The following is a 17,004-nucleotide window of genomic DNA, read 5'->3' as shown; positions in this document are numbered from 1 at the left end:
GGTCAGTTCCCTCCCTCTCCGGTGCTGCCTGCGGTCTCGGCGGCGGTGACGAACAATTCCTCGGACTTGCGCAGTCGCACATTGACCACCGCGCCCCGATACCTGGCCAGCGCGGGCAACACCAGCAACCCGTCCTCGACCGGACGGATCAGCCGCAACTTGGTGAGCAGCGCGACGACCTCGGCGGTGAGCCCGCCGACATCGGCCTGCCATTGCGCGGCGAAGGTCGCGCCGTAGCGGTCGGTGAGCGCGGTGACGGTCGCGCGCACCCAGGTGTCGTCGAGGAACGGGTAGGTGACCGGTTCGTCGTCCTCGACGTCGTCGATGGAATCCGGTGCGGCGGCGTCGGTTTCGATGTCCTCGGCGAGCGGCGCGAACACGCCTGCCGTGGGAATGGACGCATCGAGTTGGGCGAGCAGCACGTCGTCAGCGGTGAGCGCGCCGGGACGGTGGGGGAGCGGGTTGTCGAGATCGAGGACCGCGTCGGCGATCTCACCGATCAGCAACAGCCCCACCTGCGCGAGGGTTCCGGTGCCGGGGAACCGGGTGTCCGACAGCCGACCAGAGGTGTCGATCAGCGCCACGCCTTCGGCACGACGTTCCGCGCGCAAACCGGTGCAGTATTCGACCTCGCCGATCGCACGGTCCTGACCGAGCAGTGCGCGCTCGGGAGGGGAAAGGTCGTCGAGATAGACGACCGGGCGCTCGACCAGTGCGCGACGAACCCGGCGGGCGTGATCGTCGGTGTCCTCGGCCATCAGCCCGCGCACACTGTGCAGGTGTTGCAGGGCGCGCGGCGGCCGGAACAGGGCGAACACCACGGGCCGGTCGATGTCGTAGAGCGCTTCGCCCGCCTCGGGATCACTGGCCCAGCCGCCCGCGTCACCATCGGCCAAGGTCAGCGCACCCCGCGCGCCCAGCCAGCCGATGGCATCCACGAAGGCGTCACGATCGGCGGCCCGCTCGGTGGACAGGTCGAGGCCCTCGATCCGGCTCGCGTAATCGGCCACGTGCTCGGCCAATTCGGACAGGGTGATCTGGTCGCCCGCCCGGCCGAGCGCTGCGAGCGCCAGTGACAGGTAGGCGTAGCGGCGGCGGTCGAACACGCGGTCGTTGACGCTGCGGGCGGGCCGGGCGTCTTCGAGTCGGTCGTGTACCGGGTAGAGCCGGGCTGTGGTCTCGGTGACTTCGAGGCGGTATCCGAACAGTTCGGCCAGGTCCTCGCGTAATTCCGTCGCCCACCGCCGGATCAACGGCAGCGCGATTCGGTCGGGATAAACCCGCGTGACCAGGTGGTTGGCCAGCATCACCCGGGCCGCGCGCTGATAGCTGTCGAGCGCGAGCGCGTCGATCCGTTGCCGCTTCACAGGTTAGCCCCTCGCGCCGAGCCGTGGACGCCGACATCGATCGTGAAAGCCCGGCATAATCGCACAATTCGGCTCGTTCCAGTCAGAATTCTGATTCCGAGCAGACGAAGTGTGTGATTACGCCGGATTGTCCGCGGTCTCATCGCACAGCCCCCCGCCGCGCGGATTCGCGCACTTCGAGGCGGCGGTTGTTCAGGTGAAGCAGGCCCGCGGCGGTGCGGATCACTGTCGATCCGTCGCACGGACGGACCGTCAAGGTGACGCCGTTGTCGGAACCTGTTGTGCCGTCGACCTTTCCGCTTACCGGCACCCAGGCGGTCGAGGCCGCGTCGAGCAGGCGTAGCAGCACCTCGGTCTCGCGCTGATCCAACTCCCGCTCGTGCACATTGCCCTTCGACAGCGAGGCGGCGGCCGCCGCGCGTTCCCGCTGGGCAGCCAATTGGGCCTCGCGCAAGCGTCGGATACCCGCGTCGTTGCGTGAGATCCGGGCGGGGGCGCCCGCGGTGGGCGCGCGGCCGGTCTCGGCAAGGGTGCGCGAGATCTCCAAAGGTGGTGCCTCCCACCATGACCGGCTGGTCGGGATCAGTTCGGCATCGGGATGTTCGAGCGACAGATGACGCGGCTTACCCAGCCCGAACACCGCGTCGTAGAGCGCGTGCGCGCTACCCGTGGTGGGGGTGGCCACGAACCACTCGGCCAGGTGTCGCAAGGCCGATTCCCGGCTGACACCACCACGACGGGTCTCGGTGACCCGGCGCAACAGCGACAACACCGCCGCGATCGCGCTCATCGTCGCTTCACGCAGCCGGTCGGCCTCACACGTGTCGGTCGATTCACCACCGGCCGCGACGAACCAGGTGCGCAACCCGTCCCACCGCGAGCGCCAATCCGCTTCGCGCTCGGCATAACTCAGCAACACCCGCTCGTCGCACCCGGCAGCGCGTCCGATCAGTTCCTCGACCCCGGTCTGCTCCACCTCGCCGATCGCCGCAGCCAACCGCGGTGCGAACCGGGCCAGATCCATACTGAATTCCCGCATATGCGACAGCAGCGCATCCTTGTGCGCGAGAAAGGATTCGGGCGTGATCTCGGTGGTGCGCACCAGATCGCCGAGTGACAGGTAGAAATGCGCGGCCCGCGCGGCCATGTCGGTCAGCGTCGCATCGAGCCTGCGCAAGGTGGTGTAAACCCGCTCGGCGTCACCGTCGCGATTGGCCGTAGCCAGGGTGCGCAGATCGGCGAGGAGTTCGGGCAGCACGAGCCGCGACAGCGACGCGTCCTCCATGCGGGCGGCGAGCACCCCGGCCACCGCCCGGTAGGCCTGGAACCCGGCCTGGGCGAACTGGTAGACGTAATGCCGGTTGCGGTACTCGGCCAGCGTGGCCGCGCGGGTGCCGTCGTAACTGCGTTCGAGCACACCCCAGCGATGCAACTGCTCTAGCAGCGGGCCGATCTCGACCGCGGGCAGTGGGACACCCGCGGCCGCCTCGACCCGGCCACCCGCCTCGGCCTTCGAAATCCACTCCGCGACGTCGTCGGCGTGCAACAACACCACGTAGGCCCCGCGAGCGCTGTCGAACGCGCGCAGCACCCGCAGGTAGTCGGCGCGCTTCTCGGCGGTCGCGAAGGAGAACAACCGCAGACGCTCGTCCCACAGGGCGGGGACGGCACTGGGCAGGCCGTCGGCGGAGTCGGTCACCGTAGACAGGTTAGTGGTGACCGCTTCGACCTCTGCCGGACCCGTCCCCGATCGGCGTGGCACCCCCGCCCGCGCTCACCCCACATTGAGCGATCGCAGCTGCTCGAGGAACGATTGGGTGCGCTGATCTCCTGGGTAGCGTTCGATGATCTCCCTGGCCGCCTCGCCCGCGATCCACGCCAGCGACGGCAGCGACTTACGACCCGCGGAGAACGCCGCGACACCCTCCTCGACCGCGCGTTCGAGATCGCGATCGCGCACGGCCACGACGGCCAGGGTCAGCCGCGCCTCGGAGACGCGCATGGGATTGCGGACCGAACCGTCCGGTCGGGTCGAATCGCTGATCACCTGCTGGGCGTAGCGCTCGGCCAGCCGGTCCTGGCCCGCCACCCGGCAGCAGTCCATCGCGTAGAAGTCGAACTTGGTGGCATCGACGACGAAGTGGTTGTCCAGATCGGCCGGATGACCCATCCGCGACAGGATCGCCCTGCCCTCGTCGAGCGCGGTCTGCACATTGCGACGATCACCGAGCCGGGCCCAGCCCTTGGCGCGCTGCGCCGCCAGCTGCACCCCGACACTCATCGACGTGGTGCCCGCCATCGCCTTCTCCGAGACGTCGATCGCGCCACGGAAGTTGCCCTGTGTCAACGCGAACCACGCCGACATCTCCGCGGCCCACCCGACGATCTCGGCGTTTCCGGCCTCGCGGCCCAGCGAATCCGCCGCTCGCCGTGTGGCTTCGGCGGCACCGCGACGGCCGAGATCGTAGTCGACGCAACCGACCAGCAACGCCACCCAGCCGGCCAGTACGAGGATCTCCCGATGCTGGCTCAGGGTGAGGCGGCTGTCGAGCAGCGAGGTGATCCGGCGCAGCCACGCGGTGCCCTCGGTGTGCAGCGCGTGCGGATCGGCGTAGGCGTATTCGCAGCACAGTCTTTCGGCGGTGATCCGCACCGCGTCCAGTGTCGCGCTGTTGACATCGGACATCCGGAGTCGGCCGATGAACTCCAAAGTGTCCATACCGGTTGCCGATAACAGCTCGTCATCGCGGTTGGGGCGGGACTTGGGGAAGAAGGTGGCGGTGACGGTGTCGAACGCGGCCGCGATGATCGGCGCGTAGAACTCGTCAGGGCGTGATTCCCCGGATTCCCAGCGGCGCCAGTTGCGCAGCAAGGTACTGTCCGTCGGCAGGTTGTGGGAGGACTTGGCTCGCATCGCGCGAACAGCGTCGGACTGCGACCACCCCCTCGCATCACGTTCCGAGCGCATCCGAACAGCCCATACGGGTCGATCATCAATTGCGGTCACGGCGGTAGTATTCCACCAGTTAACGTTCGGCGTCCCGGATAGGGCATGTAGATGTCATCGGATTGACATCTGCTGCCGGAGGCCATGATTGTTCATGATGTAAGCAGGTGCTCGGCTCGACAACCGGATGCCCGCTTCGCAGGAGAGCTTGTGAGGCAACGCAGTACCCCCGCGCGGCGCATCGCGCGGCGCGGGGGGATCGGTAACCACAACAGGTCCGACAACAGAACAGCGATCCCAATCCAACGGAGGTTCGGGTGGAAGCGTTGATCTATGGATACTTGCGGGACGATCTGGCCGATGGCCAGAGCGACCAATTGGAGGATGCGCTACGCAGCCTCGCACGGACCGCGGGCATGTGTTTCGCCGCGACGTTCCACGAAGCCCCCGCGGGTGATGGTGCGGCCTTCGCCGAACTCACCCAGGAATTGAAGCGGGCCGATGCCCACCACGTGGTGGTGCCGTCACTCGATCACCTTGCCGGCCAGACGATTCCGCGTGACCTGCTGATCGCGAAGCTGGCGCACGAGGCGGCCGCTCAGGTACTGACCCTGGAGCGATGACCATGGAATCCGACGCCGGAACCGATCCACCATCTCGGTAGCGGCCGCACCGGCGGCCAGGCAGGCCGCCAGCGCGAGCAGTCGCTGGTCACCGAACATCGGGTACACCTGCCAGTGCAGCAGGTAGGCGAACAGGGAACTGTCGGCTACCGCGACCGCCACCACGGCCACGACTGCGGGCACACGCAGCGCGGGCAGCCATACCAAGATCAAAATGCCAACGATGACAAGGTGTTCCCGGTCGGCGACGCCGAAATATCCGGGCACACAAGCCAGCAGCACGGCGCTGACGATGAGCCGCTGCCAGACCGCCGTCGCCTTCGCCCCGGCCCAGCCGAGAACGAAGAACCAACAGGCCAGCGGTGAGAAGACGGTCTCGCGTTCGGGATACAGGTCCAACGATTGCCAGCGCAGAACCAGAGTGAGTCCGAGCAGGCCGAGGGCGAACCAGAACGGTGCCCGACGCTCCCACCGGTCGAACCACGGGATCCGGATCAACAACGCGCAGGCCACCGTGCAGTAGACGAGTACTTCCAGGAACCACAGGTGTCCCGCGGTGTCGTTGCTGGGGCCGAGGATCTTGTTCAGCAGCAACACATTCTGCCAGCCGTAATAGCCGGGCTGCCAGATCATCGTGATCGCAACCCAGAGCGCGGTCGGCACCGCGATCATCGCCACGGACCGCCCGGTGAGCTGGAGCCGCCGGGCGCGTGGCGCCGAACTCACCGCGAACCGCGCGAAGTTGTAGCCGGCGACGGCGAGCAGCACGTGCGCCGCGCCCCATACTTCGAACAGGCGGATGTGCGAGCCGAGGACGAGCACGATGCCGATCGCGCGCAAGGCGGTGGAGGCATCGAGGGCTCGGCCGAAGCGTGGACGTGGAGATCGACGCAGGTCGGCGATCGGGCGCTGCGGCCAGTCGGTGGGCAGCGTGCCGAGCTCGCGCTCGAGGCGGGCCGCGACGGTGATGTAACTGAGTGAATTGCCGCCGAGGTCGGCGAAACTGTGTGCGGGTGAGATCGACTCGATCGGCACGCAGAGGGCGTCGGCGTAGATCGCGCTGATATCGGTGCTCGCCGGTGTCTCGGCGAGGGCGCGTATCGCGGGATAGTCGATCTTGCCCGTGGGTAGTCGCGGTAGTTCGTCGACGACAGTCACGCTGATCGCGGCGGTCGGTAGTCCTGACGCTTCGGCGATCAGCCGCACTGGTTGCACCGGATGCACTGTCGCAGTCGATGCCGTTCGGGGGAGGGCTGCCACGATCAGCCGGGTGCCGTCGTCGGTGCAGGCGGCGTCGAAACCGGCTGTGGCCAGCTCTGATTCGACGCGACCGAGGTCGATGCGCAGGCCGAACAGTTTCGCGAAGCGACTGCGCCTGCCGACGATCTGGAACAGGCCATCGGGGGTTCGACGCGCCAGATCGCCGGTGCGCAGCTCGTCGACGGTACGGCCGAGTGCGAGGTCGGCGGGGCCGCTGGCGTAGCCGAGCATCACATTCGGTCCGTGATAGACGAGTTCCTCGCCGCCGTCGACCGGGGTCAGGGTGAAATGCCCGCCCGGAACCGGGATTCCGATGCAGTCGGGGTGCTCGGCCGCGGATTCCGGTGGGAGATAAGCCATGCGGGCGGTGGCCTCGGTCTGGCCGTACATCACGAAGAACCGCCAGCCCGCCGTGGCGCCGAGCTGCGCGTATGCCCGCACCCTGGCCGGTTCGAGTTTGCCGCCCGCCTGGGTGACATACCGCAGATCCGGGAGGGACATCTGGGCGAAGCCGATCCGGTCGAGCAGGTCGACGGTGTAGGGCACCGCGGCGAACGAGGTCGCCCGGTGGGTGCGGAACTCCTCCCAGAATTCGGGTTCGAGCACGGACCGCTCGGTGAGCAGCAGGCTCGCGCCGCGCAGCAGATGGCTGTGCACGACCGACAGGCCGTAGCAATAGAACAGCGGCAGGGTGGTCGCCGCACGGTCGTCCGGGCCGATGTCGAGGTACTCGGCGATGGATTCCGCGTTGGCGACCAGATTGCGCGCCGACAATCGCACCAGCTTCGGTGACCCGGTCGACCCCGAGGTACTGAGCAACAGCGCCAACTCGGGATGCGGCCGATGCGCCGACTCCTGGCGGTTCGCGACAACGCGCCCACGATCGATGATCACGTCCGGGTCGTAGGTTGCCGTGAGTTCACCGGTGAGCTCGCCGGTCAGCAAGACCACGCACCCTGCCTCGAGCGCGCCGAGGTAGGCGACGAGGGAGTCGAGTTCGTTGCCCGCGGTGAGCGCGACAAGCCGCCGGACCGGACCCAGCTCGGCCGAGAACTCCGCGACACGGTCGGCGAGCTGGGCATAGGTCACCTGCGTCGGGAATCCGGGCTCGGGAAAGTGCACCACCGCGATGCGCTCGCCGAAGCCACGCAGGTGGGCGAGGATCGACGGGGTCGGCACGCGAAAAAGTCTAAGCCGCGTACCTAGGGAAGCCTAACTAAACCCGCCCGGCGAACTCCCGGTGAACGAAACTCAGAGGCCGAAGCCGCCCGGCCCGCGCCTGCGCAGGTACTTCTCGAACTCGGCCGCGATGGCGTCGCCGTCGATCTTGGACATGGTCTCGTTGAGGTCGATCGCCGCGTCGCCGCGCTCCTCCAGGGAGCGCACGTACTCGCTGATCTCCTCGTCGCCGAGAGTCATCTCGTTGACCGCCGCTTCCCATTCCTCGGCCTGTTTCGGCAGCTCACCGAGCGGAACCTCGATATCGAGGACATCCTCGACCCGGTGCAGCAGCGCGATCGTCGCCTTCGGATTCGGCGGCTGCGACACGTAGTGCGGGACCGCGGCCCAGAACGACACCGCGGGCACACCCGCCTTCACACACTGGTCCTGCAGCACGCCGGTGATCCCGGTCGGGCCCTCGTACCTGGTCTGTTCCAGATTGAACCGCTCGGCGGCCTCGGGGCTGTAGGCCGAACCGGTCACCGGCACCGGGCGGGTGTGCGGGGTATCGGCGAGCAGCGCGCCCAGGATGACTACGGTCTCCACGCCCAGTTGCTCGATGAACTCGAGCAGGTCGTCGCAGAAACTGCGCCATTTCATGTTCGGTTCGATGCCGCGCAGCAGCACCACATCGCGGTCGCTACCGGGCGGGGAGCACACCGACAGCATCGTCGAGGGCCACTGGATCTCCCTGGTGACACCGTCGACCTGGCGGACCGTCGGCCGGTTCACCTGGTAGTCGTAGTAGTCCTCGGAATCGAGTTCGGCCAGCGGCTCGGCATCCCAGATCAGCTCGAGATGTTCGATGGCACCACTGGCGGCATCACCGGCGTCGTTCCAGCCCTCGAAGGCGGCAACCATGACGGGATTGCGCAACGTCGGCAGTTCCGTCTCGGGGGTCTCACTGGCATCCACCCGGTCAGCCTAGTGTCTTGTGCGAATTGTTTTGCGGTGACCGGCGCTCTTGCGTGTTTGTCGTCGTCGGTGTGTTCGAGGCCACTCGATTCACCCACAGTGGTCTTGTTCGTCGGAGTCGCCCTCTAGTCTTGAATCATGTCTTCGTCCTTGCCCACCGGGTTCGATACCACGCTCCTCGACACGCTGCAGCGGCGTGTTGTCATCGGCGACGGGGCGATGGGCACGATGTTGCAGGCCGCGGACCTGTCGCTCGACGACTTCCGTGGCCTCGAGGGTTGCAACGAGATCCTCAACGACACCCGCCCCGACGTGCTCGCCGAGATCCACCGCGCCTACTTCGCCGCGGGCGCGGACGCCGTGGAAACCAACACGTTCGGCTGCAATCTGCCCAACCTGGCCGACTACGACATCCAGGACCGGATCCGGGATCTGTCCGAGCGCGGCACCCGCATCGCCCGCGATGTCGCCGACGAGATGGGCCCGTCAGCCGACGGCACCCCGCGCTATGTCCTGGGCTCGATGGGCCCTGGCACCAAGCTGCCGACCCTGGGCCACGCGCCGTTCGTGTCGCTGCGCGACGCCTACACCGAGGCCGCGCTCGGCATGCTCGACGGTGGCGCCGACGCGATCCTCATCGAGACCTGCCAGGACCTGCTGCAGGTGAAGGCCGCGATCACCGGCAGCCGTCGGGCGATGATCCAGGCCGGGCGCCGGATCCCGATCATCACCCACGTCACCGTGGAAACCACCGGCACCATGCTGGTGGGCAGTGAGATCGGTGCGGCGCTGACCGCGCTGGAACCCCTCGGTATCGACATGATCGGCCTGAATTGCGCGACCGGTCCGGCCGAGATGAGCGAGCACCTGCGGCACCTGTCGCGCCACGCGAACATCCCGGTGTCGGTGATGCCCAACGCCGGCCTGCCGGTGCTCGGTGCCAACGGTGCCGAGTACCCGCTCACCCCCGAAGAGCTCGCGATCGCGATGAGCGGGTTCGTGTCCGAGTTCGGGCTCTCGTTGGTCGGTGGCTGCTGTGGCACCACCCCCGAGCACATCCGCCAGGTCGCCGAGGCGGTGCGCGAGGTCGAGAAGACCCTGCCACCGGTCGCCGACCGTCGCCACCCCGAGCACGAACCGGCCGTGTCGAGCATGTACACCGCCGTGCCGTTCGAGCAGGACGCCTCGATCATGATGATCGGTGAGCGCACGAATGCCAACGGCTCCAAGGCATTCCGTGACGCGATGCTCGCCGCCGACTGGCAGCGCTGCCTCGAGATCGCCAAGGACCAGACCCGCGACGGCGCGCACATGCTCGACCTGTGCGTCGACTACGTGGGCCGCGACGGCGCCGACGACATGAACGAGCTGGCCTCGCGCCTGGCCACCGCCTCGACGCTGCCGATCATGCTCGACTCCACCGAAGTGCCGGTGTTGCAGGCAGGTCTGCAACACCTGGGTGGCCGGTGCGCGGTGAACTCGGTGAACTACGAGGACGGCGCCGGCCCGGATTCGCGGTTCCAGCAGATCATGCGCCTCGTTTCCGAGCACGGTGCCGCGGTCGTCGCGCTGACGATCGACGAAGAGGGTCAGGCGCGCACCGCCGATCACAAGGTCGCGATCGCCGAGCGTCTCATCGACGACATCACCGGCAACTGGGGTCTGGCCGAGTCCGACATCATCATCGACACCCTCACCTTCACGCTCGGCACCGGACAGGAGGAGTCGCGCAAGGATGGTGAGGAGACGATCAAGGCCATCCGCGAACTCAAGCGCCGCCGCCCGCAGGTGCAGACCACCCTGGGTCTGTCGAACATCTCCTTCGGTCTGAACCCGGCCGCCCGGCAGGTGTTGAACTCGGTGTTCATGCACGAATGTGTGCAAGCGGGACTGGATTCGGCGATCGTGCACGCGTCGAAGATCCTGCCGATGAGCCGGATCCCCGAGGAGCACCAGCAGGTCGCCCTCGACCTGATCTATGACCGCCGCACCGAGGACTACGACCCGCTGCAGACGCTGATGGCGCTGTTCGAGGGCGTCTCGACGGCATCGTCGAAGGCCTCGCGCGCCGAGGAGATGGCGCTGCTGCCGCTGTTCGAGCGCCTGGAACGGCGCATCGTCGACGGCGAACGCAACGGTCTCGGTGACGATCTCGACGAGGCGATGCAGACCGTGCCGCCGCTGCAGATCATCAACGAGACCCTGCTCTCGGGCATGAAGACCGTCGGTGAGCTGTTCGGTTCGGGTCAGATGCAGTTGCCGTTCGTGCTGCAGTCGGCCGAGGTGATGAAAACCGCTGTCGCGCACCTGGAACCGCACATGGAAGCCACCGACGACGCGGGCAAGGGCCGCATCGTGCTGGCCACGGTGAAGGGCGATGTCCACGATATCGGCAAGAACCTGGTCGACATCATCCTGTCCAACAACGGGTACGAGGTCGTGAACCTGGGCATCAAGCAGCCGATCGCGACCATCCTCGACGCCGCGCAGGACAAGAAAGCCGACGTGATCGGCATGTCCGGGCTGCTGGTGAAGTCGACAGTGGTGATGAAGGAGAACCTCGGCGAACTCAACAACAAGGGTGTCGCCGAACAGTTCCCGGTGCTGCTCGGTGGTGCCGCGCTGACGCGGTCCTACGTGGAGAACGACCTGACCGAGGTCTACGACGGCGACGTGTACTACGCCCGCGACGCGTTCGAGGGCCTGCGGCTGATGGACGAGATCATGACCGTCAAGCGCGGTGGTGGACTCGATCCCGACAGTCCCGAGGCGATCGCCGCCAAGGAGAAGGCCGCCGAGCGCAAGGCCCGCCACGATCGGTCCAAGCGGATCGCCGCCGAGCGCAAGGCCGCCGAGGCGCCGATCGTGGTGCCCGCACGCTCCGATGTCGCCGCCGATCTGCCCGTGCCGACGCCGCCGTTCTGGGGCACGCGGATCGTGAAGGGTCTGCCGCTGGCGGAGTACTCGGGTCTGCTCGACGAGCGGGCGCTGTTCCTCGGTCAGTGGGGTCTGCGCGGGCAGCGCAAGGGTGAAGGCCCGACCTATGAGGATCTGGTGGAGTCCGAGGGTCGCCCGCGGCTGCGCGCGTGGCTCGATCGCCTGGCCACCGAAGGTGTGCTCCAGCACGCCGCGCTGGTCTACGGGTACTTCCCGGCGGTGTCGGAGGGCGACGAGGTCATCGTGCTGACCGAGCCGAATCCTGATGCGCCGGAACGGTATCGGTTCACCTTCCCGCGTCAGCAGCGCGACCGTTTCCTGTGCATCTCGGACTTCATCCGTTCGCGGGAGAAGGCTCGCGAGACCGGCCAGGTCGATGTGTTGCCGTTCCAGCTGGTGACAATGGGTCAGCCGATCGCCGACTTCGCCAACACCTTGTTCGCCGGGGACAACTACCGCGACTACCTCGAGGTGCACGGCATCGGTGTGCAGCTCACCGAGGCGCTGGCCGAGTACTGGCATCGCCGAGTGCGTGAGGAACTGACCGTCGACGGTCAGTCCATCGCTGCTGAGGATCCCGCCGACGTGCAGGACTACTTCAAGCTCGGCTATCGGGGTGCGCGCTACTCCTTCGGCTACGGCGCCTGCCCGGACCTGGAAGACCGTGCCAAGCTGGTCGACCTGCTCGACGCGGGCCGGGTCGGAGTGACACTGTCGGAAGAACTGCAGTTGCACCCCGAACAGTCGACGGACGCGTTCGTGCTGCTGCATCCGGAAGCGAAATACTTCAACGCCTGACAGACTGCAGGCAACACAATGCGACGTCGGCAGATCGGATCGGTCCCGCGGACCGGTCCGATCGTCGTTGTGGCGCCTGTGAATCTGGTCACGATGCGGCGCTGGGTCCATGGACCGGGCTGTCTCGCAACAGGATCGAAGCAGTCCAGCACGTAGGATTTTCGAAAGTTTCATCCCGCTGTGGCGCGGAGGGCGAGACGACTCAGCGGTAAGCAGGAGGGGCACACTATGACATCGGATCGGTTGATCGCGGGACGCTATCGACTCACCGACCCGATCGGCACGGGCGCGATGGGTGTCGTGTGGCGTGCCACCGATGTCCGGTTGCGTCGCACCGTCGCCGTGAAACAGGTGCTGCTCGCGCCGGGGCTCACCGGCACTCAGGCCCTCGAAGGCAAACTGCGCGCGATGCGTGAGGGCCGGATCGCGGCCCGCCTGCACCATCCGAACGCCATCACCGTCTTCGACGTCGCCGAGGAAGACGGCCAGCCGTGGCTGGTCATGGAATACATGAACGCGCCGAGCCTCGCGGCGAAGCTGGCAGGCGGGGTGACGCTGCCGCCGATCGAGGTGGCAGGCATCGGTGCCCAGGCCGCCGCGGCGCTGTCGGCCGCCCACGACGCCGGGATCATGCACCGCGACGTGAAACCGGCCAACCTGCTCGTCGGCGACGACGGCACGGTCAAGCTCACCGACTTCGGCATCTCGCACGCCACCGGGGACGTCACCGTCACCGCCACCGGGTTCCTGGCGGGCACCCCCGCCTACCTGGCCCCCGAGATCGCCCGCGGCGACAACCCGAAGCCCGCCGCCGACGTGTTCGCCCTCGGCTCCACGCTCTACGCGGCCTCCGAAGGCGCGCCACCGTTCGGTGAAGGCGACAACCCCCTGGCCGTGCTGCACGCCGTGGCACGCGGCGTGGTGCCGGAACCGAAGAACGCGGGCCCGCTGGCGCCGGTGCTGATGTGGCTGCTGACCGCCTCCGCCGATGACCGGCCGACGATGAAACAGGCGCGCATCGCGCTGGAAGATGTTGCGGCGGGCCGGGTTCCGGCGCTGCCCGCCTCGGCGACGAAGATGCTGCCGATCGGCGACGCGGACACGACCTTGATCCCCAAGCCCGGGTCTGCCTCGAACGGGGGAGCGTCGGCGAAATCCGGTGCTGCCGCACTGCTCGGCAGCGGCTGGGCCATGGCCAAGGCCGCCCGCTCGGCGATCGCAGGTCGCAACTCGGCGGACGAGGCCGCGGGCACGCCGCAGGCCGCGGGGACACCAGCCGGCGAGGGCACGCGCACGCCTGCTACCGGTCTCGGACAGGGGCACTCCGATAACGGCGGACATCGGCCCCCCGACGGAGCCGGACAGGCATCCTCGACCGCGCCGACTCCGCCCGTCGGCCACGGGCCTCCCGGCCAGGCGGCTTCGGGTGGCCGAGCCGCGGCGAGTGATCGCGGGCATGCCGTCGGTGGCGCGGTCGGTCAGGCGGCGGCAGGCGATCCCGGTCTCGTGCGCCCCCGCGACATCGGGTCTTCGAGCCCGAGCGCTGTCGAACGGGCAGGCGCCGAAGCGGACGCACGCGCACGAGCGGCAGCCGGGCCGACGGGGAGTTCCGGCCTGCACCCCGCATTTCCCACCCCGCCCTCGCGCACCGACCGCCTGAACAACAACCGTGCCGTTCTGCTGCTGGCGGCCGCGGTCGCCGCGTTCACGGTGATGCTCGTCGTGCTGGTGGTCACCCGCGACCGTGGTGGCGAATCCACTGAGCAGGCGCAGGTCCCGCCGTCGCCGGTCACCGTCACCACCATGGTCGACGGCAAGGTCAGCACCGTCGTCATCGTGCCCGAGCAGGAGACCATCACCGTGTCGGCCCCGCCCGCGGCCGTGCCGAGCGGTGTGACGACCACCGGCGCGTCCCCGACCAGTACCTCGGCCAAACCCACCCCCACCACCAGCGCGAAACCGACCACCACGACCATCACCACCACCCCCTTCGGCCCGCCCACTCCCGACCGGATCAACCAGTTCATCGCCGGGTACTACGGCATGCTGCCCGGCAATATCGGCGGGGCGTGGGCGCAGCTCGCACCCGGCTACCAGGCGCAGACGGGCGGGTTCGGGCAGTACTCGTCGTTCTGGTCGTCGGTGCGGTCGGTGACTGTCGGGTCGATCACCCCCAGCGGACCCAACCGCGCGGTCGTCACGCTCACCTACCAGCTCACCAATGGCACCGTGACCTCGGAGAACCGCTGGATCCAGGTCTCCGGCGACGCGGGCAACCTGCAGATCGCCGGATCGGGTGTGTGAGCAGGACCCGTTACCCTGAACGGGGCCCGGTGACCGCCGGTGATTCCGCGATATGTGACGAGAACGAGGCGAGTAACAGGTGAGCGCGCGACCGGCCGCGGTGCTGTGGGACATGGACGGCACGCTCCTGGACTCGGAGAAGCTGTGGGACATAGCCGTTCGCGAACTGGCCCGCGAACACGGCCGCGAACTGAGCGACGAGACCCGCCACGCGCTGATCGGCGCCTCCGGACCGAACGCACTGCGCATGCTCTTCGACGGAATCGGTGTGGTGCCGACGCCCGAGATGATCGCCGAGGCGGGGGAGTTTCTCGAACGTCGGGTCACCGAGTTGATGCTTGGCCCGATCCCGTGGCGCCCCGGTGCCAAGGACGCCCTCGCGATGGTGCGCGAGGCCGGCCTGAAGTGCGCGCTGGTGACCAACACCAAGCGCTCGCTCACCGAGTACGGCCTCGACACCCTCGGCCGCGACTACTTCGACACCTCCGTCTGCGGTGACGAGGTGCCGCACGGCAAGCCCGACCCGGCCATCTACCGCCGCGCCGCCGACCTGCTCGGGGTCGACCCGAACGAGTGTGTCGCGATCGAGGATTCGCCGACCGGGTCCCTCGCCGCGCAGGGTGCGGGGTGCGGTCTGATTGTGATCCCGTGCGAGATCGCGGTTCCCGAGGCGCCGGGGCGGGTATTCCGGGAGTCGCTGATCGGATTGTCGGTGCGTGATCTGCAAGCCGCACTCGACGCTCGCATCTGAAACTTTCGGCGCAGGCGCGTGATAGGGCGTAATAGCCTACCGTGATGGTCTCGATACCCAGGTTGCATTTGCGAAAACTGTTGCCACACAGTTGATTTCGCACGATTGTGATCTGCCCGGGATATGCCCGATTTGTCGAAACCACGGGCGCGCGCGCGAATATTCCCGCAAACTGGGTACATGACGGGCACGCGGGGGCTTGACGAAATCGTCGATATCGCACGGTATCCACTCACCGATCTCGGTGGTCCGGGCAGGCAGGCGGCGATCGAGGCCGCCCGCGCCGAACTGGCCGAGGACGGCTGCACGGTCCTGCGTGAGTTCATCCGGCCGCAGCTGCTGGAGACGCTGCGCACCGAGGGGGAGGCGATCGCCCCGCACGCCCATTACAAGGTGGAGCGGGTCAACGCCTACAACATCGAACTCGACGCCGACCTGCCCGCCGACCACCCGGCCCGGATCGTGCTCGACCGCGGCAACGCCTTCGTGGCCCGCGACCGCATCCCCGCCGAGGCGCTGATCCAGCGCCTCTACACCGATCCGGTGTTCCAGCGCTTCGTCGCCGACTGCTTCGACCTCGACGACCTGCACGAATTCGCCGACCCGCTGGCCGGTTTGTGCCTGAACGTGGTCGAGCCGGGGATGTCGCATCCCTGGCACTTCGACACCAACGAGTTCACCGTCAGCATGCTCACCCGCAAGCCCGAATCCGGCGGCGTGTTCGAGTACTGCCCCAATATCCGCGACCCCCACGCCGAGCACCTCGACGACGTGCGCGACGTACTCACCGGCCACGGCGAGCGGTTCATCCGGTCGCTGGAACTGCGCCCCGGCGACCTGCAGCTGTTCAAAGGCCGCTTCTCCCTGCACCGCGTCACCGAGGTAGCCGGTGCGGGACAACGACACTCGGCGATTTTCGCCTACACGGACCGTCCAGGGGTGATCGGCACGGTCGAACGCACCAGGCAGTTGTTCGGCCGTGTCCTGCCCGACCATGTGGCCGCCGCGGCCGACGCCGTCCGAGGTGACCGACTGCTCGACTGAGAGGAACCGCCCATGTCCGTTCCGTTGCACACCACCGGCAAAGCATCCTTCGACGACATCTACGAAAGTCCTGATCCGCGAGCATATTTCGAGCGGATGAACGATCTGGACTACCGGATCCCGGAGTTGGCAAAGCCGCACTTCGCCGAACAGCTGCGCCAACTGCGCGCGGCACGGCCGGGCCGGATCCCCACCGTTCTCGACCTCGGGTGTTCCTACGGGGTGAACGCGGCACTGCTGCGCAGCGACACCACCGTCGACGAATTGGCCAGGCACTACCGCGATCACGCCGACACCGACCGAGTCGGGCTGATCGCGGCCGACCGGGAGCGGTTGCGTGGCGATCTGCTGCCCGACGTACGCTTCGTCGGGATGGACGCCGCACGCCCGGCGCTGACCTACGCCCACGCCGCCGGACTCCTGCACGACTACGTGCACGCCGACCTCGAGGCCACCGAGCCCACCGAGGCGCAGCGACGTGTGCTCGCCTCCGCCGATCTGGTGATCTCCACCGGATGCGTCGGCTACATCACCGAGAAAACACTGTCCAGGGTCGCCCAAGCCGATCCGCGCAAGCGACCGTGGATGGCGCATTTCGTGTTGCGGATGTTCGATTTCGGTCCCATCGCCGAGGAACTGGCCGCGCTCGGCTATCGCAGCGAGCAGCGTCCCGGTATGTTCCAGCAGCGGAGGTTCGCCTCGGCCCAGGAACGCGAGCAAGTACTGGATGCGTTGGCGGCCAAGGGAATCGACACCACCGATCACGAAGCCGAAGGCTGGCTCTACGCCAACCTGTATCTGTCCCGCCCGCATCCCATCGAGACCTGAGGACTTGGA

General features: G+C 67.6%; 11 protein-coding genes. 6 read left to right on the top strand and 5 right to left on the bottom strand.

Translation table 11 applies throughout. The features are described from left to right. Positions 1-2: 2 nt before the first annotated feature. The 3 genes from ACFWUP_RS04470 to ACFWUP_RS04460 all read right to left on the bottom strand — a co-directional run bounded on the left by ACFWUP_RS04470 (position 3) and on the right by ACFWUP_RS04460 (position 4,281). Positions 3-1,367 (bottom strand): DUF2398 family protein, encoded by a 1,365-nt coding sequence (locus ACFWUP_RS04470; protein ID WP_379230631.1) that lies wholly within the window; start codon positions 1,365-1,367, stop codon positions 3-5. A 139-nt stretch (positions 1,368-1,506) separates the two neighbouring features. Then, positions 1,507-3,066, bottom strand: a complete 1,560-nt coding sequence (locus ACFWUP_RS04465) for a TIGR02677 family protein (protein ID WP_379230630.1) — start codon at positions 3,064-3,066, stop codon at positions 1,507-1,509. 75 nt (positions 3,067-3,141) lie between these two features. Then, positions 3,142-4,281, bottom strand: coding sequence for an XRE family transcriptional regulator (locus ACFWUP_RS04460; RefSeq protein ID WP_379230628.1), 1,140 nt, complete (start codon positions 4,279-4,281; stop codon positions 3,142-3,144). 350 nt (positions 4,282-4,631) lie between these two features. Here ACFWUP_RS04460 and ACFWUP_RS04455 point away from each other — a divergent pair, with 350 nt between their 5' ends. Then, positions 4,632-4,937, top strand: a complete 306-nt coding sequence (locus tag ACFWUP_RS04455; protein ID WP_056809962.1) for a hypothetical protein — start codon at positions 4,632-4,634, stop codon at positions 4,935-4,937. Here the strand turns inward: ACFWUP_RS04455 and ACFWUP_RS04450 are convergent. Further along, positions 4,839-7,376, bottom strand: coding sequence for an AMP-binding protein (locus tag ACFWUP_RS04450; protein ID WP_379230626.1), 2,538 nt, complete (start codon positions 7,374-7,376; stop codon positions 4,839-4,841). The two genes, ACFWUP_RS04455 and ACFWUP_RS04450, sit on opposite strands and share 99 nt — an antisense overlap. Before the next feature lie 72 nt (positions 7,377-7,448). After that, complete coding sequence (locus ACFWUP_RS04445) at positions 7,449-8,279, bottom strand: PAC2 family protein (protein WP_379230964.1); 831 nt, start codon at positions 8,277-8,279, stop codon at positions 7,449-7,451. Positions 8,280-8,471: 192 nt separating this feature from the next. On the opposite strand from ACFWUP_RS04445, the gene metH reads away from it, so the two are divergent. From metH to ACFWUP_RS04420, 5 genes are all read left to right on the top strand, one after another. Further along, positions 8,472-12,068, top strand: coding sequence for a methionine synthase (gene metH / locus ACFWUP_RS04440; protein WP_379230624.1), 3,597 nt, complete (start codon positions 8,472-8,474; stop codon positions 12,066-12,068). Between the two features lie 228 nt (positions 12,069-12,296). Further along, entirely contained in the window at positions 12,297-14,372 is a 2,076-nt protein-coding gene (locus ACFWUP_RS04435) for a serine/threonine-protein kinase (protein WP_379230622.1), read from the top strand. Between the two features lie 79 nt (positions 14,373-14,451). Further along, positions 14,452-15,123, top strand: a complete 672-nt coding sequence (locus ACFWUP_RS04430; protein ID WP_379230620.1) for an HAD family hydrolase — start codon at positions 14,452-14,454, stop codon at positions 15,121-15,123. 180 nt (positions 15,124-15,303) lie between these two features. Continuing rightward, positions 15,304-16,167: an arpA protein gene (locus tag ACFWUP_RS04425; protein WP_379230619.1), complete on the top strand. Its 864-nt coding sequence runs from the start codon at positions 15,304-15,306 to the stop codon at positions 16,165-16,167. 12 nt (positions 16,168-16,179) lie between these two features. Beyond that, entirely contained in the window at positions 16,180-16,995 is an 816-nt protein-coding gene (locus ACFWUP_RS04420; protein WP_379230617.1) for a class I SAM-dependent methyltransferase, read from the top strand. Positions 16,996-17,004 lie beyond the last annotated feature (9 nt).

Origin of the sequence: Nocardia sp. NPDC058658 (genome assembly GCF_042716665.1) — a bacterium.
Classification (GTDB): domain Bacteria; phylum Actinomycetota; class Actinomycetes; order Mycobacteriales; family Mycobacteriaceae; genus Nocardia.
This window is presented reverse-complemented; position numbering and strand designations above follow the sequence as displayed.